This window comes from Gordonia sp. ABKF26 (assembly GCF_041103195.1).
GTDB classification, from domain to species: domain Bacteria; phylum Actinomycetota; class Actinomycetes; order Mycobacteriales; family Mycobacteriaceae; genus Gordonia; species Gordonia terrae.
In genome coordinates, this window is record NZ_JBGCVZ010000003.1 from 2,070,016 (window position 1) to 2,088,887 (window position 18,872).

The following is an 18,872-nucleotide window of genomic DNA, read 5'->3' on the forward strand; positions in this document are numbered from 1 at the left end:
GTCCGGCTCGGTCACGACGTCAGGAACGGTCGGATCCAGTCGGGCGACACCTCGTGGGCGACGCCCGCCGCGGTCTCCTCGTCGACGTCGACGAGTGCGTAGTGTTCGGCGCCCGCGGCGGTGGCGAGGATCAGCGTCGTCACGCCGGCCCGACGCTGGAACAGTGAGGTGCGGCTCGCCCAGCCGATCACGCCGTCCCGGTCGACGACGACGCGCTGCCGGGCGACGCTCGGCGGGGCGATGACCACCGAACGAGCCGTCAACCGGTGTCCGAGATGGCGGGCGCGGACCATGCCGAGTGCGGTCGAGCCGAGGACCGCGACGACACCCACCGCGAGCCATGGGGCCGGGATGGCGTGGGTGACCACGGCGACGCCGATGACGGCGAGTGCGGCTGCCCCGCTGAGGAATCCGCGGTTGAGGCGACGCAGTCGGGCGGTGGTCCCGTGTCCGACGAGCGGGGTGGTCAGCTCGGTTCGTTCGTGGGTGACGAGACCGGCGACGCGCATGGCCTCGTCGATCGGCGCCGGCGGGAGCAGCAGCGGGTGTTTGGTGCTGCCGGTCGCGATCGCCTGGAGCCGAGCGCCTTTCAGCGGTCGCATGAGGACCGGCTCGGTGAGGTGACTGCCCCGGATGCGCCGCTCGTCGAAGCTGATCGCGTTGGTCGTCAGCAGGCCGCGCTCGGTGCGCAGCGTCCCGTCCGGGTGGCGGAGGAGCCGGAAGTTCCAGTAGTTCAGGACATAACCCAGGACCGAGAGCACCCCGCCGACGACGACGACCACAAGGCACACCCCCAGGATGACCAGGCCGATCGCGGTCTCGCGTACCGCGTCGACGGCGTCGCGCGCAATGCCGATCCCCTCGGTGAAGACGCCGGCGTCATTGGCGATCTGGGCAGCGAGACCGGCCGCACCGGCGGCCAGCGCGAGGCCGGCGACGGAAAAGGGAGAGTAGCGCAACCAGGACGACTGGAACCGGGCCAGGACCTCGACGTCGGGCTCCGGAGCGGTCGGATCGGCGGGGGCGACTCCGACGGCCGGCGACGACGGCCCCCGACGGGCGCGGGTCGCCATCAGGTTGTCGTGCAGCGCCCGCGCCTCGTCGGCGGTGAGTGCCGTCAGGACGACCGCCGACGATTCGTCGTCGCCGCCGGTACCGATCTTGACCTTCTGCAGTTTCAGCACGCGGTGCACGGGGGAGGCGGTGAGGTCGACGCTGCGGATCCGGTCCCGGCGCGCGGTCGCGACCTTGCGGGTGATCAGTCCGCTGCGCACCCGGACGTGTTCGTCGGTGACCTGATAACGCGTGGTCAGCCACGGCACGACCGTCACGAACGGCACGATCACCGCGGTGGCGATCAGCGTGAACAGCGGTGCGCCCGACCCGGCGAAGACCAGCGCGATGACCACCGGCACCAGCGAGGGCAGCAGCTCGACGGGTTTGACCGCCATCATCCAGGGCGACAGCCGGTGCCAGTCGTCGGGCCCGTCGACGACGAACCGGTCAGGTCGCGTCATCGGTGAACGCCTGGGTACGGATGGTCAGGTCGGCGGCGGTCGCCCGCGCGACCTCGGCGTCGAGGCCGGCGACGTGGATGGTCCCCGCCGACGAGGCCGTGGTCACGGTGAGCGTCGCCAGGCCGAGGAACTGCTCGATCGGGCCGGCCTCGGTGTCGACCACCTGGATCCGGGCGATGGGAATGATCACGCGGTGCCGGACGAACCATCCCGACTGCGAGTACACCGCGTCGTCGCTGACCTCCCACCGGTGGAATCGGTAGCGCCACTGCGGGACGACCGCGGCGTAGGCAGCGGCCAGGACGGCGATGACGACGGCCGCGAGCGCCGCGATCCATCGAGCCTCGCCGACCACGACGGCCACGACGACGGCGGCGGCAACGCCGAGTACGCCGAGGACGAGCGGGCCGATGCGCCACAGGGTCTTCGCGCGCGGATCGACCCGATTGGCCGGTTCGCGCAGGGTCGGATGCACCTCGGCGTGCGCCGGCAGTTGCGGATCAGGTGAAGGGTCCATTGCCGTCAGTCTAGGGGTGGTCCCCCCGGCGCTAGGTGACCGTGATGCCGCCGTCGACGGGGAGCGTCTGACCGGTGACGTATCCGGCAGCCGCCGACGACAGCCAGATCGCGGTGGCCGCGAGTTCCTCGCCGTGTCCGGTCCGGCCGAGCAGGACCCGCGGCATCTGCGAGTCGAGGTAACCGGGCTGGTAGGTGTCGGTCATCTCGCTCTCGAAGAACCCGGGGGCGATGGCGTTGACCCGAATGCCCTTGCGCACGCCCCACTGCTGGGCGAGATCGCGGGTGAGTCCGATGACGCCGGCCTTGCTCGCGGCGTACGCCGCCTGCGGCAGGCCGGCGGTGGTGATGCCGAGGATCGACGAGATGTTGATGATCGCGCTGCCCGGCTGCATGACCCGACCGCAGGCCTGGGCCATCCAGTAGGAGCCGTTCAGGTTGACGTCGATGACCCCGCGGAACTGTTCGGGTGTCTCGCGGGTCGCCGGGAACGCGGTTCCGATGCCTGCGTTGTTGATGAGTACATCGACCTTGCCGAAGGTCTCCATCGCGGCGTCGACGACGCGTTGACACTGCTCGGGGTCGGCGACATCGGCGGGTACCACCAACGCCTTTCGGCCCAGCGCCTCGACGGCCGCGGCGGTGTCTGCGAGCTTCTCCGCCCGCCGTGCGGCGAGGACCACGTCGGCACCGGCCTCGGCGAAGCCACGCGCGAACGAGACCCCCAGCCCGGACGAGGCGCCGGTCACGATGACCACCTTGCCGGCGGTGTCGAACAGATCCATCACGGACATCGTTGTCTCCCTTAGATAGTCGGCAACTCTTCCGACGCGGCGCGTCGGCGGCGCGGGAACGCGTCAGAACCAGGACGGCTCGACGTCGAGGGTGGTGCGGTCGAGGGCGGTCAGCAGGTCGAGCTGCGGCCCGGTCTTGGGTAGCTCGTAGCGGAAGAAGTACTGTGCCGCAGCGCGTTTTCCGTCGTAGAAGTCGCCGGACCGGTTGCCGGCCGCGAGGAGCTGTTCGAGCCAGATCCAGGCGATCACGATGTGCCCGGCGGTCTCCAGGTAGACGGTCGCGTTGGCCAGCGACAGCTTGGGGTCGCCCGCCGACCAGATGTGCGCGGTCACCTTCACCAGGCGGTCCACGACGGAGTGCAGCTCGTCGGCGTAACCGGCCAGCCCGTCTGCGCCGCGCGCACGATCGACGGTGGCCTCGATGGTCTCGGCCAGGGCCGTGAGGCCGGCGCCGCCCTGCATGATCACCTTGCGGCCGAGCAGGTCGATCCCGTGGATGCCGTGTGCGCCTTCGTGGATGGGGTTCAGACGGTTGTCCCGGTAGTACTGTTCGACATCGAACTCGCGGGTGTAACCGTAGCCGCCGTGTACCTGGATCGCGAGGCTGTTGGCCTCGAGGCACCACTGCGACGGCCAACTCTTCGCGATCGGGGTCAGCACCTCGAGAAGCAACTCGATCCGCGCTCGTTCGGCGGCGTCGGCGGCGGTCGCAGCCTGGTCGACGAGGACGCTGCAGTACAGCCCGAAGGCGAGTGCGCCCTCCACATAGGACTTCTGCGCCAACAGCATGCGCCGGACGTCGGCGTGTTCGATGATCGGCACCGGCTTGGTCGACGGGTCCTTCTGGTCGACGGGCCGGCCCTGGGTGCGCACCTTCGCGTAGTCGAGCGAGGCCCGGTATCCGGCGTAACCCAGTGCGGTGGCGAGGAATCCGACGCCGATGCGCGCCTCGTTCATCATGTGGAACATGTAGGAGAGGCCGCGGTGCTCGTCGCCGACGAGAAAACCAACAGCACCGGGAGCGGAGTCGGCTCCGAAGGTGCCGTCGCCGAAGTTGAGCAGGGTGTTGGTGGTGGCGCGGTTGCCCATCTTGTGGTTGAGGCCGACGAGTGCGACGTCGTTGCGGGTTCCGTCGGCGAGGTACTTGGGCACGATGAACAGGGAGATGCCCTTGACGCCGGGGCCGCCGCCGGGGATCTTCGCCAGCACGAGGTGGACGATGTTCTCGGTCAGCTCGTGGTCGCCGGCCGAGATCCACATCTTGGTGCCGGTGATCCGGTAGGTGCCGTCGCCGACGGGTTCGGCCTTGGTGGTGATGTCGGCGAGCGACGACCCGGCCTGTGGTTCGGACAGGCACATCGTGCCGGAGAAGCGGCCCTCGACGAGGGGGCGGACCCAGGTCTCGCGCTGCTCGTCGGTGGCGTACTCGGCGAGCAGGTTGGCATTGCCGACGGTGAGGAAGTTGTACGACGACATGGCGGCGTTCGCGGCCTGGAACCACACGGCCGAGGCCTGGCGGATGACGGTCGGCAACTGCATGCCGCCGAGTTCGTCGTCGAAGGAGGCAGAGATCAGACCTGCCTTGCGGTACTCGGCGAGGCCGGCGACGACCTCGTCGGGCAGCACGACCTTGCCGTCGTCCCCGATGTAGGGCTCGTGGGCGTCGCCGATCTTGTTGGCGGGCGCGAAGCACTTCATCGCGATGTCGGCGCTGAGTTCGAGGACCGCGTCGAAGGTCTCGCGTGAGTGCGCGGCGAAACGGTCTCGGGAGGTCAGGGTCTCGACGTCGAGCCATTCATACAGCAGGAACTCGAGGTCCTGCCGGGACATGGGTGTGGTCATCGCACTTCCTCGTGGATCGGGCGGTCGGACGCTGGTTCGGATGTCCGTCGCCCGTCCATCATGCCCCGGCCGGACACGGCCGCTCGCGAGACCCCGGTGCGTGCGGCATCCGCCGTCAGACGTCGATGCCGAACTCCTTGATCTTGCGGTAGATCGTCGCGCGGGAGATGCCCAGCGCGTGGGCGGCGGCCAGTTTGTTGTGGCCGTTCTCCTCCAGGCTGCGCACGATGGCGTCGCGTTCGAGCGCTTCGATGCGGGTGAGGGTGTGCCGGCTCTGTGCCCGATAGGTCGGGGGGAGCTGCTTGACGGTGATCGTCCCGGACCGGTGATGGGTGACCACGTCGCGCAGTGCCTGTCGCAGTTCGGCGACGTTGCCGGGCCAGGTGTACTTGCTGAGTTGGCGCATCGCGTCCGGCGCGACCGGGAGTTCCTTCCCCCGGGTGAGTTGCCGCAGGATGGCGGGCACCAGGACCTGCAGATCCTCGATGCGATGCCGGAGTGGCGGGACCTCCACGGTGTGGGAGAAGAACGGCAGCAGCGTCGCGCCGAGGGCGGGCAGCGTGTCGACGGTACTGAGCGTGATGCCCAGCCATCCCGCGTGTTCGCGCCCCTGCAGCACGTCGGCGACGTCGAAGAGCATGTCGTCGTCGAACTCGTCGATGTCCCGCAGGATGATGGCGAAGTCGTCGCGCTCGATCTCGGCGCTGAAACTGTCGAGGGTGTCGGCGTCGGAGAAATCCTCGGCGGAGAAGACCCGGATGGTGCCGCGGCGGTACTGGCCCGCGGCTGCGCGCAGCACCGCGGCCCGGCCGCTTCCGCGCTCGCCCGACACCGCGATCCAGCGCCCCGCCCCGACGTGCTGCGCGATTCGGTCGCAGCATTCCCGCCACGACGAACTGCGGCCGACGATCCCCGGCAGCGTTGCGGTCGCGGCCGGTCGACGGCGTGGTTCAGAGAACGACCCGGGGTCCATCAAATGCACGTGGAAGACCGCGATGCCGGCATCGGTGTCGGAGAATTCGGCGACCGGCGCCAGCCGGACCGTGCGGCCGCTGGGCAGCGTGTTGACGCGCCGGACGGCACCGGCGTCGAGGGCCTGGTCCACCGCGTGCTCGAGCATCGACACCTGGTCCTGCGGGTCGATGCTCTGGCGGAGCCGGCGGTTCATCAGCACGACGTCGGCGGCGAGCGCGAGGACCATCATCTGGGGCGCTCGTCGACAGGTGGCGAGGTAGGCTGCGAGAAGGCGTGATTCGCGCTCACTGGCGTTCGCCAGCATCTGTTGTTCGATTTGGACGGTGGCCGACTTGGCCAGCGACAGCAGCAGCGAACCGCCCTCCTCGACCCAGCCGGTGAGGTCGAGCGCGCCGACGATGCCGCCGGAGAACGGATTCCGGATCGGGACGCCGGCACAGCTCAACTGGGCGAGAGCGCCCGCGTAGTGCTCGGGTCCGGTGACGAGGGTTGCCTGCCTCGACTCCAGTGCGGTGCCGATTCCGTTGGTACCGGCGTGTTCTTCGCTGTAGCTGTAACCGGGCGCGAGGGATACGGCGTCGAGTTGGGTGAGGAGTTCACCGCTGCCGGCCGCGCGCGACAGCACGACACCGTCCGGCGAGGTGAGGATGATGCTCACCGGTTCGTCCGACAGATCAATGGCCAGCTGATCGAGCACCGGGCGGGCGGCGCTCATGAGTGGGCTGTCGGTGTTCGGTTCCCGGACGAACGGCAACTCGAGGCGGTCTGCCTGCACCTTGAAGGAGCGCGAGCGCCGCCATGAGGTGGAGATGGCATCGCGGACGGTGCCGTCGATGCGGTCGTCAGGGACTTCGTCGTCGCTGAGGAAACGCTCGCGCGCACGTGCGACGAAGGTGGTCGATCTGCGGGCCTGGGCTGTGGGCTGGTGCTTCACCGCGGTAGACAACTCCCTACTGTGATGTACGTCTCACATCAACAGCAGTGTACAGAATAAGTGCTGGTGACGGGCGTCGAACCGGGTACGAGTCCGGCGAGCCGGTTGGTCCGGACGCCCCTGGGTTGCACGGTCCCGCCGACGGCCCGGCAGTGGGCCGGCCGCGATCGACGCCGAGAACGAATTCCGATCGCGACCGGCCCCCGTCACCGTTGTGCGGTGACGTCCCCGCCGGGGTCGGTGGCCGCCGGCCGGGGTGGACGGCCGGCGGCGGTTCGGGTGTCCGCGCCAGTGGATGTCGGCGCTAGTAGATGTTGGAGGGCCGGACCATCCCCTCGGCGAGGTCGCCGAAGCCGGGTGCCTCGATGGCGCCGGGGTGGGTCAGGACCTCCTCGACGACGGCCGTCTCGGTGGTGATGAGCAGGGCCGCGATGGACGCCGCGCTCTCCAGCGCCGCCTTGGTGACCTTCGCCGGGTCGATGACTCCCTCGTCGAACATGTCGCCGTAGCCGCCGCTCATCGCGTTGAAGCCGTGTCCCGTCGGCAGTCCGCTCACCACCCGGACCACCTCGTCGCCGTCGAACCCGGCGTTGGTCGCGATCCAGAAGAGCGGTTCGGCCATGGAGCGGCGGACCACGTCGACGCCGACGCCCTCGTCGCCCGAAACGTCGGCGATCGACTCGAGGGCCCGGTGCGCCTGGGCCAGGGCCGTCCCGCCGCCGGAGACGATGCCGTCCTCGACCGCTGCACGCGTGGCGGCGAGCGCGTCCTCCACGCGAAGCATGCGTTCCTTGAGTTCGACACTGGTGACCCCGCCGACCCGGATCACCGCCACCCGGCCGGTCAGCCGCGCGATCCGGAGTTCCAGGCTGTCGCGGTCGGCGTCGATGCGGGCACGGCCGTGCTGTGCCTCGAGCTGGGCCACGCGCGCGTCGACGAGACCCTGGTCGCCACGCGCGCCGACGATCGTCGTCGCGTCCTCGGTGATGGTCACCCGGTCGCACGTGCCGAGCTGCTCGACGGACACCTCCGATAGCTCCAGACCGGTGTCCTTGGCGATCACCTGACCGCCCAGGGCGACGGCGAGGTCCTCGAGTTCGGCGACACGCCGATGCCCGAAGCCCGGGGCACGGACCACCACCGACTGCATCGTCTTGTGCATGTTGCCGCCGACGAGGAGTTGCAGTGCCGGGCCGTCGACGTCCTCGGCGAGGACCAGCAGCGGTCGGTCGGCGCGTTTGGCCGCCTCGATGCTCGGCATGATCTCCTGGACCGTGGTGATCTTCTTGTTCGTGAGCAGGACCACCGGGTTCTCGAGAACCGCTTCCATGCGTTCGTGATTGGTGACCATGTAACCCGAGATGTACCCGTGGTCGAACTCGATGCCGTCGACGACGTCGACTCCGAGCCCGAGCGTGTCGCTCTCCTCGGTCGTGATGACGCCGTTGCGCCCGACGTATTCCACGGCCGCCGCGATCGCGGACCCGATCACCTCGTCGTCGCTGGCGGCCAGGGTGGCGATCCGCTCGAGGTCGCTGCGACCGCCGAGCGCGACGGACTGCTCCGACAGCGACTCGATCACGGTGGCGATGGCACGTTCGATGCCGCGCCGCACCCGCATCGGGTTGGCGCCCTGCTCGACCGCACGCAGACCTTCGCGAACCATCGCCTGCGCCAACACGGTTGCGGTGGTGGTGCCGTCACCGACCACCCCGTTGGTCTTCATCGCCACTTCCTTGACCAACTGGGCGCCCATGTTGGCGAACGGGTCGCGCAACTGGATCTCGCGGGCGATGGTCACCCCGTCGTTGGTGATGGTGGGAGGGCCGGTGAGCTTCTCCAGGACGGCGTTGCGTCCCTTCGGTCCCAGCGTCACCTTGACCGCGTCGGCGAGTGCATTGACCCCTCGCTCGAGCCGCAGCCGCGCTTCGGCGTTGTAGCGCAACTCCTTGGCCATGGTCGTCCTGCCTTTCGTTCGGTGTTCTCGGCTGTGTACTGCGGTGAATCTGTTGTGCTGCTCATCCCTCCGCTCCCTGAGGAGCGAGCTTGCGAGCGTCACGAAGGGTCAGGGAACGAGGATCGCCCGTCCGCGGACCCGGCCGGCGTCGAGGTCGTCGAGGGCCTGCTGGAAGTCGTCGAGGGCGTAGGTGCTGGTGTGCAGCTTGACCTTTCCCCGTGCGGCGAGGTCCATCAGCTCCCCGAGGTCGTTGTAGGAACCGACGAGGTTGCCGATGTAGTTGATCTCGGTCGAGATGACGTCGATGGTCGGCACGTCGATGTTCTCGCCGTAACCGACGACGAAGAAGTTGCCTGCGCGCCGCAGCATCGCGGTGCCCTCGGCGGTGGCCCCGCCCTCTCCGACGAAGTCGAGCACGGCCTCGGCGCCGTGCCCGCCGGTGAGTTCGAGGACCTTGTCGACGTGTGTGCCGTCGGCGACGATGCCGACGTCGGCCCCGATCTGCTGGGCGAGTTCGACGGCATCGGGGTTGCGGTCCACCACGATGAGCCGGACGGCAGAGATGGCGGCGAGGACCTGAATCCCGATGTGGCCCAGTCCTCCGGCGCCGATCACCACGCAGGTGTCACCGGGCCGCGTCATACGCGCGACCTTGGCGGCGGCGTGATAGGCGGTGAGGCCCGCGTCGGCGAGTGCCGCGACGTCGGCGGGCTCGAGCGAATCGTCGATCCGGACGACGCTGCGGGCGGTGGTCTTCAGATACTCGGCGTACCCGCCGTTGGTGTCGATGCCGGGGAACTGGCTGTTCTCGCAGTGGACGTCGTCGCCGAACCGGCACGCTCGACACAGGCCGCACGTGATGAGTGGGTGCAGGATCACCTTGTCGCCGACGGCGACGTTGGTGACCGCGTCCCCGATCGCGTCGACCCAGCCGGCGTTCTCGTGCCCGATCGTGTACGGCAGCGACACACCGGATTTCTCCTCCCACTGCCCCTCGAGGATGTGCAGGTCCGTGCGGCACACCCCGGCGCCACCGATCTTCACGATCACGTCGAGGGGGCCGGTCACCTCCGGCGCCGGGACCTCGTTGAGTTGCAACTTGTCGTGGTAGCCCACGACCTGTACTGCGCGCATGATCTACTCCTGTTCCGTTCGGGTGGTGCCGCTGCGCGTGGCCCGCAGATCGGTGATGACGGGTCCGCTCCGGCCGTCGCAGACGGTGTCGTCGGCGTAGCGGGTGGCGAGCAGGCCGCGGCAGAAGTGGCTGTTGCCCTCCATCGAGATCCGCACGGACCGTGCGAAACGCAGGCGCATGGGCACCTGCTCGGCGGGCAACGGGCGTCCCTCCTCGTCGACGACCACAAGGCTGTTGGGACAGACGCTGAGTCCCAGCTCCATCCGCCGGCGCACCAACGCCGACTTCCGGTGGCCGCGCGGGAGATCGCGGAGCGCGAGACGCTCGACCTCGGCGACCAGGACCCGTCCGGCGGTGATCTCGGCTGCGACGCAACGCTCCATCGCGGCGGTGTGTGCCTTGCGCCGGAACGTGAGTCGCAGCTCGTCGAGACTGTCGAGTGCCTCCACCCCGAATGTGCCCCGGTATCCCGCGTGGGCGTCGAGGCCGGCGTTGATCTTGTCGCTGTCGTGGTGGTCGTCGAGCAGGACCCGGACCTGGCCGATCCCGTCGATGTCCTCGAGCGCGTCGAGGGCGTCCGATCCCATCAGGTAGGCGAAGTTCGGCGAGCAGAACGAGGTGGGCAGTCGCAGGTGGACCGTCACCCCGGCGTCGTCGATCAGGATCGACCGGACGAAGGCGAGATCGGTGATCGGCTCGTCGAGTTCGGGGTCGAGGACCGTGTCCAGCGCGGCCAGGATGTCGTGCTCGAGACGGGTCGGGTGTTCGACGCCGGGCGCCGGACGATGGTCCAGCGCGGTCATGCGTTCACCGCATCCTTCGCGCCCGCGGCCACCTCGGCATCCGGATCGGCTGCGCTCGTGGGCAATCGAAGTTCTTCGGGCACCTCGATGTGCGGGTACAGCGCGGCTGCGTTGAGACCGAGGATCTTCTTCTTCTGCTCGACGGTGATCGGCGCGTACTCGGTCATGTCCTCCGGGATCTGGAAATCCACGAACCGCTCGACCAGCCATTGCGGTGTCCACAGCGCGTAGTCGCTGGCGAAGAGGATCTTGTCCTCGCCGATCCAGTACAGGAGCTCACCGATGATCTGGGCGAAGTACCGCGGGCGGGTGTGGATGAACGGGATGGCCACGGCCAGGCCGCCGAACACATTCGACTCCTGGGTCGCGATCCAGCAGAAGTCCTCCAGCCGCGGGAGACCGACGTGCTCGACGACGAAATTGAGGTCGAGATAGTCGGTGGCCACCTTGTCGACGTCGGCGACGTCGAAGGCGTCGCGGTCGAGCGGCCGGATGGTGGGGCCCTTGTGGATGTGGACGTTCTTGATGCCGAGCTTGATGCACTCCTCGAGATAGCGGCGCGACCAGGCGTCGTCGAGCTTGTATCCGCGTGAGTCACCGAACCATTCGGCGGTGTAGAGCTTGACCCCCTTGAGGTTCATCACCTCGGCGTCGCGGCGCAACTGCTCGAGACCCGCCTCGCCGTGCCGGGGATCGTAGGCGTGGTTGTAGGTCAGCAGACCGGGATTGTCCTCGCACAGTTTCAGCGAGTCGTCGACCTGCGCGAAACCGTTGACGTAGAAGTCGCTCAGCATGGTGGCCTGGAAGATCGCGTGGTCGGCCGGGCCCTCCTCGAAGAGGTCACGCATCAGCCGGTCCGGGCCGTAGTAGGTGTAGGTGTCGTAGTCCCACACCTTGTCCTCGGGGCTGAGGTTGCGGTGATAGTCGTAGAAGCAATCGATGAACTGCTTGCCGTGGATGTTCTTCTGGTTGGATTCGCGTCCGTCCCAGAGATGGACGTGGGCGTCGACGATGAAGTACTTGTCGCCATTCTTCTCGTACATCGTGTGCTCCTGACGATCGTGGGCTGTGGTCTCGGCGGGGTGGTCTCGGCGGGTGGTGCCGGGCTGTCTCGGATGTGGTCGGCGGGGCGGGGGACAGGGGCTGGAAGAGATGGTTTGGTGTACGTCGTGACCGCCGGGAACGGTCCGCCGGCGGTCACGACGCAGGCCTGGTGCGAGTTCTCAGCTCTGGGCGGTGAGGTCGAAACCGATGTACTCGGCGGCGTCCTCCGGGCTGGCGAACAGGAAGGTCCGGTCGTCGAGGTGCACCATCCGCCCGTAATGGGTCGAGCTGATCTCCTCGAAGATCGATCCGTCGAAGTCCTGGCCGAGTGCGTCGGTCAGCTCGTCGTAGTCGAACTCGAGCCGGTTGACCCCGTCCACGCGGATCATCGACGGGTACTCGGTGAGTTCGACCCCGTCCTTCGAACCCATGACGTCGGCGACGACGCGGCCGATCGGGGTGTTCATCAGCGTCACGCCGCACATGTTGGAGAACTCGGTCTCCGCGCCGAATTGCATGGTCACTTGGTCAACTCCTCGGGGATGGCGACATCGATGGATGTCAGCAGGTCGGTGAACTTGGCGGTCGCCGCGTCCAGGCTGGTGGCGAAGGTGATCGACTTGTCGGCCGGCTGGGACCAGATCGGTTGCAGCGCACGGGCCGCCTCGAGGCACCGGGGTACCCACACGGCGAGCCACTGGGCGAACAGCTCCTTGTTCTGATCTCCGAATTCCCCGTCGCGAGTGAGGATTCGGAACAGGCTCCGGGTGTAGGCCAGGTCGCGGTCGTAGTCGTACTCACCGGTGCCGACGATGGTGGGGGTGATGTAGTCGCCGTTTCGGGCGGCGACCTGCATGACCAGCTCCGAACGGAACAGCGATCCGACGAGCTGCTCGAAGACGATGTTGGTGGCGAAGAGGAGCTCGCACCAGTCGCCGACCGCCGTGAGACGCTCGACGACCTCGCGGGTCGGCTGCCACTCCGGCGCTGCCTGCCACACCTCTTTGTGCGCCCCGCCGTCGAATTCCTCCTCGGCCTCGGACAAGTCGAGGTTGAACAGTGCGAGATCCTGGGCGAAGCGCATCTTGTGCGCGGCGTTCACCGCCACGGCGGTGTTGATCATGTTGGTCGGTCCGGACCGCTGGATGGAGGTGAACACATGCAGCGCCAACCCGTTCTCGGCGTGCATCCAGGCGCCGAGGTTGCGCTCGATGAACTTGAGCCACGGCGAATTCCAGGAATCGTAGGCGCGTGCCCGTTTGGCGTTCTGCAGGCACAGGTCGACCTGGTGGACGACCGCCGAGTTGTTCCGGTAGATCGTCTGGTCCCACTCCTCGTTCGGGTCGAGGAAGGCGTGCCAGTTGCTCGACTTCGCCGTCGTCCACTCCTGCGGGTAGCCGCCGGGACCGTTGCCGAAGCCATAGATCCAGCCCTGACTCAGGTGCCGTTCGGGATCGGGCTGCACATCGACGGTCACGTCCTCGTACGTCGTCGCCCGCTTCTTGGCCGGCTGGTAATAGCTGTATTTACGGCTCTTCGAACTCGGGAAGTCCTTGGCGCCGGCCTCGGCGTCGGTGAACTCGATGGACGGGAAACTGCGTTCCCGCTGGTTGGGTTTGGGTGCGGTGGGTGCGGACATACTGCGCGCTCCTCGGGATGTCGGCGGCTGTCGGGGATCTGAGTGGGCTAGTCGAATGCCGGGCTGGTGAAACTGTCATAGAAGATCTGGTCACGGGGCACCGAATGTTGTTCGGCGAGAGCCAACGCCGCGTCGACCATGGGCGGGGGTCCGCAGAAATACACCTCCGTTCGGGACAGGTCGGATTCGCATTCGTTGACGATGTCGGTGACGTTGCCCTCGGCCACCGAGACGCCTGCGGGTGCGTCGGCGGCGGACTCGGACAAACATGCGGTGAAGCTGAAGTCGGCGATCTTCTCACCGAGCGAGGCGATCTCGTCGAGACAGAACAGATCGGCCGCGGTGCGAGCGCCGTAGTAGAAGCGCACCGGGCGCTGAATTCCGGCTTCGCTGATGTGCCGCAGAAGCGACAGCAGCGGTGCCATGCCCGCGCCCCCGCCGATGCAGACGAGCGGGAGCACATGTCCGTTGCGGAGGGTGCACGATCCGTAGGGACCGTTGACCATGATCTCGGTGCCCGGTTCGAGTCCGCTCTCGAGCATGCCGGCGAACACGCCGCCCGGATACTTCTTGATGAGGAACTCGAGTGTGTCCGGGGTGGATTGCGTGGTGGCGATCGAGAATGACCGCTTCTCATCCGTCCCGGGGATCGAGAGGTCCACGTACTGGCCGGGTTTGAACTCGAAGGTCGCCGGCTCGACGACGTCCAGACGAAGAGAGACGATGTCCTTGGTCATCGACTCGACCGCCGCGACGCGGGTCTTGACGTCCTGGATCGGTGCGCCGCCGAGCAATTCGTCCTCGTCGAAGTTCAGCAACTCGATGTCGCAGTCGCTGTAGGCATAGGTGCGGCAGAGCAGGACGTACCCCTCGGCCTCTTCGGCGTCGTTGCAGGCGAAGGTCGAGTAGTCGTCCATCTGGACGTCGCCGTCGAGCATGTAGGACTTGCACGCCGAGCACCGACCCTCCCGGCACCCGTGCATGAGGTGGATGCCCTGCCGGAATGCGGCGTCGAGGATGGTCTCGTCCTCGCCCACCTCCATCTCGATGTCGACGGGGGCGAAGTTGATGCGATGTGTGTCGGCCACGGAAGCTCCTGAGCGAAGGGAATTGCGACGAAACGGTTCAGTTGCGGATGTGGTGGACGGCGCGGTTGCGGAGGTTCGCGCCGTCCACCACCCCTGCCGCCTCAGGCCGGAACGGCCCCGTTGGTGTTGGCGCGGTACGCCGCGATGTGGGCGTCCCGTTCCTCGTCGGACATCTCGTTGAGCAGCACGTTCGGGCTGTTGAAGACGTTGCCGCGGACATCGTCGAGCGTCCACATCTTCTTCGGGTCCAGATCGAGGTGCGGCTGCGGGATCAAGGTCTTGCCGTCATCTCGGACATAACCCAGGTCCTGGATGATGTCGGCGAGATCCTTGCCGTGATGGAGCGTCTCCCATTCACGGAAACCGGTGAGGCGACCCATGTTCGGGGTCTCACGACCCTCGTACTCGCCCCGGAACGCCACCGCATCGGTCCAGTAGCAGGTCTCCGAGCAGTACGTGCGCCACTGGTTGTCGACCTTCTCGGTGACCATGTCCTCGCGGATGAGGGCGGGCACCATGCAGGTCCAGCACCGGTGCGGGTACTCGTACCCGACCTCTTCGAAGGCGATCGGCTTGTTGCGGCCCGGGTAGGCGAGCCGGTTGTAGTTCTCCCACCACTTGCCGAACTTGTTGTACCAGCCGGGGTATTTGTGCTCGAACCACTCGAAGTCCTTGTCGGTCATGGCGTCGATGCGCCAGTAGTTGACCGGCCAGCCGGTGGCGAAGAAGCGGGCGACCTCGTGGACGTAGTGCTTGTTGGTGATCCGGTTCCACGCCTCCTCGACAAGGTCGTGCGGGATGGTGAGCCCGTACTTCTCCAGCGGCAGAAGGTAACTGCGGTAGTAGTCGTCGTAGATCCAGCGACGCCACATCTCGGCGTAGCTCTCGCGATCCTTGCGACGGTCCTTGGTGCCGTACTCGATGAACGTGCCGATGGCGGCGTCGACGACGCAGTGATTGTTCCACCATGCGTAGCGCAGGTCGCGCTCCAGCAGGGGGCGGTTGCGCTCGTCGGCGAGTGCCATGAGCAGGATCGAGTAGCCGTTGGAGATGTGTCGCGACTCGTCGGACTGGACGGAGTGGAACACGGTCGGCAGCAGGTAGTCGCCGTTGGCGGCGGCCTCGTCGGGCATGGCGACGAAAAGCGTGTTGGTGAAGGCTGTTTCGGCGACGACGGTCAAGTAGATGTTGGCCGCGGTGATGGCGTCGCCGGTGATGAAACCCTCGCCGAACTGGCGGCCGATGGTGCCGGCGTAGTTGTTGGCGAACGCCTTCTCGGTGATGTCGAAGCCGGCCGGGTCGATGTAGTTGTTCATGTACAGCTTCTTGAGGTTCATCTGGATCGTCGAATGACGAACCTCGTCGATCATCTGCACGGCCAGGCCATTGTGGATCTCGGGATTGGGGACGGCGTCGATGGCCATCGGCATCGCGCGGGCCGCAGAGATCTCGGGGAACGGGATGATCGACAGGAACAGCTTCTGCCATTCCAGCCAACGTTCCTGCACCTGGCGGAACATGTTGCCGCGGATGGCGCCGTCCATGGCGCCGTACACGCGGTTGTCCTTTTCCTCCTCCATCGGGAAGTACGACCGCATGATCTGCTTGAGCGGATCCTTCTTGGGGGCCTTCTCGAATGTGTAGTCGGTACCGAACCGGGTGGCCGGGGTGGCGAAGGTGGGCTCCCAGGACAACTCGGTGATCTTCGCATGGGCTTTTGTCAAGCTCTGCCTGCTCAAAGTGCGCCTCCTTGGTGGAGAGCCGGCGGACTGCCGGCCCGCATGGACTGGAGCGACTTCGATACAACCCTGTGACGTGGATTACAAACGTCTCACTGTGAGACGACGACAACGAACCCGCCGAGTGCGGCGCGCACAGGGCGGGTTCGTTGGGGGTTCGGAGGGGGAGGAGCTCGCTACAGCTCGTTGTCGGCTGCGGCGAACGATCCGGACGGCAACAGCGGTTCGTTGAGACGTTGGGCGTACTGATCGAAGTAGATCCGCGCGATCAGCTCGCGTCTGCTGCGGACGCCGGCCTTGTCGAAGATGGATTTCAGGTGGTCCTGCACGGTGTAGGCCGAGACGTGCAGGGCGGTGGCGATGTCCTTGGTGGCCACGCTCTGCAGCACCATCTGCGTGACGTCGCGTTCGCGAGCGGTGAGCCCGAATGCCTCGACGACCAGCGGAATGATCTCGGGCGGGCGCGCCTCCTCGATCGTCACCACGACCTCGCCCACCCGGCCGTCGGCCGATGACAGCGGCGATGCGTGGATGACCAGCCACATGCCCGACGCACCCCGCACCCGGAGGCGCGGCGGGACGGAGGACTCACCGGACCCGTACCGTCGTGCGGCCCCGATCAGGCCGTAGATGGGGTTCATCACCGCCGCACCGTTGGGACCGGACGCGAGGTCGGCGATGCGCTCCTGGCTGCCGGCGCTCATCTGGACGATCTCGTTGCTGCGGTCGATGATCAGGACCGCCGGGCCGTGCACGGCCGCGGGAACCGGACCCGGCACGCTCGGCATGTCGGCGACCACGCTGCTCAGCAGGCCGACCCGGACGCCGTGTGCGAGCGTGCGTGACAGCGAGGCCAGGAACTCCACTTCGTCGGAATCGAACGGCCGGCATCCGGAACCGCTGCGGAACAGCGAGATACCGGCCCACGCCCGGTCGCCGTCGCGCAGTACGAGCCTCGCCTCGTCGTGGAAGCAGTACTCCGGGATCATCAACTGCGACATGCGGTTCGAGTGTTCCGGCGCATCTCGTTCGAGCATCTTCATGCCGACTGCGTCGCGCCTCTCGGCGACCATCTGACGGAACGCGGTCGGCTCCACCTGACCGTACTCGAGGAGGCCCCAATCGGGATCCCGATGATCCTGGCCGAGCAGTGCGCCGTACTTGCGGGCGCTGGTCAGCAGCACGGTGTTGGGATCGAAGGTGCCGATGCAGAAGGCGTCGGCGGGCACCGCGCGGCCCAGCGAGGCCACGGTCTCGGCGAAGAACTCGTCGAGAGTCAGGCCGGCGTGGGCCACGACCTCGATGTCGCGGCGCACACGCTCGGCGGTCAGACTCGATGTCATCCGACAATTGTCGGCGTGAGCTGCGGTGATGTCTATCCCACAATCGTGGGATCACCTGGTTGGAGGACACCGTTCGGATCGTGGCGACGCCGGATGGTCTCCAGACGCATCCGCTGATCGTCGGGCCACAACGCGTCGCGCTCGGCGGACGTCCGCCCGGAGAAGTTCAGCAGGGCTCCCGACGAGTGGGCGGCCAGCGCGTCGTTCACGGCGGCGAGATGCTCACCGACCTGGTGGCCCATCGGGCCCGCGGGGACGCCGATGGCGATGACGGAGAACGCGCCGTCGCGTCCGACCACGGCGTTGGGTACACGTTGCGGCGACCGCAACCGGCCACCGAGGAGACGGACCTCGACGATGGCCAGCGGACTCGTCACCGTGGGGCCGGCGACGGCGAGCAGTGCGTCCACGGCCGATGGCGGGAAACCGGTGAGCAGGCAGCCACGCTCGGCGCTGGGCATCGGCCCGGGCGGGTCCATGTGCACGGCATCGAGTGCGGCGATCGGCAAGACGTCGATGTTCTCCAGCAGGATCGGCCCGGCCGAACGCATCGGTGCCAGCAGGGCGGCGGCGGTGGCCGGGTCGCCGGTATGCGTGTAGCGCACGTGGACGGCGAGCTGACCCTGCAGGGGCGGCGGCAGGTTGGGGTCCGGCGGGAGCCGGAGGATGGCCACCGAGGTCCCGGCCTTCTCGGGAAGGGAAGGGGCCCACTCCCGCCACGCATGTAAGACGTCGCCGGCCGCCGAACCGGTGAAGAAGATCCCGCCGCCGTAGACCGTGGGCAGATCGAACAGCTCGAACTCGAGTGCGGTGACGATGCCGAAACCGTCGCGGCCGCCCAGCAGCGCCCAGAACAGGTCCGAACCCGCCGACGCGTCGACTGTCCGGACGATGCCGTCGGCGGTGACGAGCTCGATCGAACGGACATGGTCGGCGGCGTAACCGAACTGCCGACCGAGGGGACTGAGGCCGCCGCCGAGGGTGTACCCGACGACGCCCACCGACGACGACGAGCCGACGAGCCCCGTGAGACCGTGGGGCGCGGTCGCGGCGGCCACGTCGCGCCACCGCACACCGGCGCCCACACGAGCGGTCCTGGTGACCGGGTCGACGCTGATCTCGGTCATCCGGGAGGTCGTGACGACGACCGTGCCCCGCCCCTCGATGGGGGAGCCGTGCCCGGTGGCGCGCGCACTGATGCGCAATCCGTTGGACCGCGCGTACCGCACGGCGGCGGCGACATCGGCGGCGTTCGTCGCCCCGACGACCACGTCGGCTGCCGGGATCGCCGCGAGGTTGAAGCCGGACAGTTCGCCGGTGTAACCCTCGTCAGCCGGGGTCAGGACCGGCCCGGCAACCGCGGAGAGCAGGGCGTCGAAGTCGGTGGAGTCGAGAGGTTCGGAGGTGATGGACACGGTGCTTCCTTCGAGTCGGTGGTGCGCCGGGGACCGGCTGCTCCATGCGACTCAGAGTGGCTGAGGCCCTTTTGTTCCCGCCATCCCTCGAACGCGGGAACTGTGCGCGCCAGAGTTCTGGGGCAGTGCCT

Annotated in this window: 15 protein-coding genes; all 15 read right to left on the reverse strand. The window is 67.5% G+C overall.

Going from position 1 to position 18,872, the window contains the following annotated elements; all coding sequences use genetic code 11:
* Nucleotides 1-11 precede the first annotated feature (11 nt).
* Nucleotides 12-1,517, reverse strand: a complete 1,506-nt coding sequence (locus AB4Z55_RS09625) for a PH domain-containing protein (RefSeq protein ID WP_369519621.1) — start codon at nucleotides 1,515-1,517, stop codon at nucleotides 12-14.
* Nucleotides 1,504-2,034 carry a PH domain-containing protein gene (locus AB4Z55_RS09630; protein ID WP_369519622.1) on the reverse strand — a complete coding sequence of 177 codons (531 nt, stop codon included), beginning with the start codon at nucleotides 2,032-2,034 and terminating at the stop codon, nucleotides 1,504-1,506. Before AB4Z55_RS09630 ends, AB4Z55_RS09625 begins: the two co-directional genes overlap by 14 nt.
* A 31-nt stretch (nucleotides 2,035-2,065) precedes the next feature.
* Nucleotides 2,066-2,827, reverse strand: a complete 762-nt coding sequence (locus AB4Z55_RS09635) for an SDR family NAD(P)-dependent oxidoreductase (protein ID WP_369519623.1) — start codon at nucleotides 2,825-2,827, stop codon at nucleotides 2,066-2,068.
* 63 nt (nucleotides 2,828-2,890) lie between these two features.
* A complete protein-coding gene (locus AB4Z55_RS09640) occupies nucleotides 2,891-4,669 on the reverse strand; it encodes an acyl-CoA dehydrogenase (protein ID WP_369519624.1) in 1,779 nt (592 codons plus the stop codon).
* A gap of 115 nt (nucleotides 4,670-4,784) precedes the next feature.
* Nucleotides 4,785-6,578 (reverse strand): sigma-54-dependent Fis family transcriptional regulator, encoded by a 1,794-nt coding sequence (locus tag AB4Z55_RS09645; protein WP_248643228.1) that lies wholly within the window; start codon nucleotides 6,576-6,578, stop codon nucleotides 4,785-4,787.
* A 304-nt stretch (nucleotides 6,579-6,882) separates the two neighbouring features.
* On the reverse strand, nucleotides 6,883-8,535 hold the full coding sequence (gene groL / locus AB4Z55_RS09650) for a chaperonin GroEL (protein ID WP_248643227.1): 1,653 nt from the start codon (nucleotides 8,533-8,535) through the stop codon (nucleotides 6,883-6,885).
* 108 nt (nucleotides 8,536-8,643) lie between these two features.
* Entirely contained in the window at nucleotides 8,644-9,669 is a 1,026-nt protein-coding gene (locus tag AB4Z55_RS09655; RefSeq protein ID WP_004023482.1) for an NAD(P)-dependent alcohol dehydrogenase, read from the reverse strand.
* Between the two features lie 3 nt (nucleotides 9,670-9,672).
* Nucleotides 9,673-10,473: an iron-sulfur cluster assembly protein gene (locus AB4Z55_RS09660; RefSeq protein WP_239404070.1), complete on the reverse strand. Its 801-nt coding sequence runs from the start codon at nucleotides 10,471-10,473 to the stop codon at nucleotides 9,673-9,675.
* Nucleotides 10,470-11,516, reverse strand: coding sequence for an amidohydrolase family protein (locus AB4Z55_RS09665; protein WP_004023480.1), 1,047 nt, complete (start codon nucleotides 11,514-11,516; stop codon nucleotides 10,470-10,472). The genes AB4Z55_RS09660 and AB4Z55_RS09665 overlap by 4 nt, the downstream gene beginning before the upstream one ends.
* A 180-nt stretch (nucleotides 11,517-11,696) precedes the next feature.
* Nucleotides 11,697-12,035, reverse strand: a complete 339-nt coding sequence (gene mimD, locus AB4Z55_RS09670; protein WP_172622110.1) for a propane 2-monooxygenase effector subunit MimD — start codon at nucleotides 12,033-12,035, stop codon at nucleotides 11,697-11,699.
* Nucleotides 12,036-12,037: 2 nt separating this feature from the next.
* Nucleotides 12,038-13,156, reverse strand: a complete 1,119-nt coding sequence (locus tag AB4Z55_RS09675; protein ID WP_004023478.1) for an aromatic/alkene monooxygenase hydroxylase subunit beta — start codon at nucleotides 13,154-13,156, stop codon at nucleotides 12,038-12,040.
* Between the two features lie 47 nt (nucleotides 13,157-13,203).
* Nucleotides 13,204-14,244 (reverse strand): 2Fe-2S iron-sulfur cluster-binding protein, encoded by a 1,041-nt coding sequence (locus AB4Z55_RS09680; protein WP_239404073.1) that lies wholly within the window; start codon nucleotides 14,242-14,244, stop codon nucleotides 13,204-13,206.
* A gap of 101 nt (nucleotides 14,245-14,345) precedes the next feature.
* Nucleotides 14,346-15,983, reverse strand: a complete 1,638-nt coding sequence (locus AB4Z55_RS09685) for an aromatic/alkene/methane monooxygenase hydroxylase/oxygenase subunit alpha (RefSeq protein ID WP_004023476.1) — start codon at nucleotides 15,981-15,983, stop codon at nucleotides 14,346-14,348.
* 176 nt (nucleotides 15,984-16,159) lie between these two features.
* On the reverse strand, nucleotides 16,160-17,326 hold the full coding sequence (locus AB4Z55_RS09690) for a helix-turn-helix transcriptional regulator (RefSeq protein ID WP_004023475.1): 1,167 nt from the start codon (nucleotides 17,324-17,326) through the stop codon (nucleotides 16,160-16,162).
* Between the two features lie 32 nt (nucleotides 17,327-17,358).
* On the reverse strand, nucleotides 17,359-18,741 hold the full coding sequence (locus tag AB4Z55_RS09695) for an FAD-binding oxidoreductase (RefSeq protein WP_369519625.1): 1,383 nt from the start codon (nucleotides 18,739-18,741) through the stop codon (nucleotides 17,359-17,361).
* Between the last annotated feature and the right edge of the window lie 131 nt (nucleotides 18,742-18,872).

Excerpts from the sequence above, each read along its gene's own strand:
- groL (WP_248643227.1), bottom strand. The coding sequence starts at position 8,535 with ATGGCCAAGGAGTTGCGCTACAACGCCGAAGCGCGGCTGCGGCTCGAG.
- AB4Z55_RS09625 (WP_369519621.1), bottom strand. The coding sequence starts at position 1,517 with ATGACGCGACCTGACCGGTTCGTCGTCGACGGGCCCGACGACTGGCAC.
- mimD (WP_172622110.1), bottom strand. The coding sequence starts at position 12,035 with ATGCAATTCGGCGCGGAGACCGAGTTCTCCAACATGTGCGGCGTGACG.
- AB4Z55_RS09640 (WP_369519624.1), bottom strand. The coding sequence starts at position 4,669 with ATGACCACACCCATGTCCCGGCAGGACCTCGAGTTCCTGCTGTATGAA.
- AB4Z55_RS09675 (WP_004023478.1), bottom strand. The coding sequence starts at position 13,156 with ATGTCCGCACCCACCGCACCCAAACCCAACCAGCGGGAACGCAGTTTC.
- AB4Z55_RS09635 (WP_369519623.1), bottom strand. The coding sequence starts at position 2,827 with ATGTCCGTGATGGATCTGTTCGACACCGCCGGCAAGGTGGTCATCGTG.
- AB4Z55_RS09660 (WP_239404070.1), bottom strand. The coding sequence starts at position 10,473 with ATGACCGCGCTGGACCATCGTCCGGCGCCCGGCGTCGAACACCCGACC.
- AB4Z55_RS09630 (WP_369519622.1), bottom strand. The coding sequence starts at position 2,034 with ATGGACCCTTCACCTGATCCGCAACTGCCGGCGCACGCCGAGGTGCAT.
- AB4Z55_RS09690 (WP_004023475.1), bottom strand. The coding sequence starts at position 17,326 with ATGACATCGAGTCTGACCGCCGAGCGTGTGCGCCGCGACATCGAGGTC.
- AB4Z55_RS09655 (WP_004023482.1), bottom strand. The coding sequence starts at position 9,669 with ATGCGCGCAGTACAGGTCGTGGGCTACCACGACAAGTTGCAACTCAAC.
- AB4Z55_RS09665 (WP_004023480.1), bottom strand. The coding sequence starts at position 11,516 with ATGTACGAGAAGAATGGCGACAAGTACTTCATCGTCGACGCCCACGTC.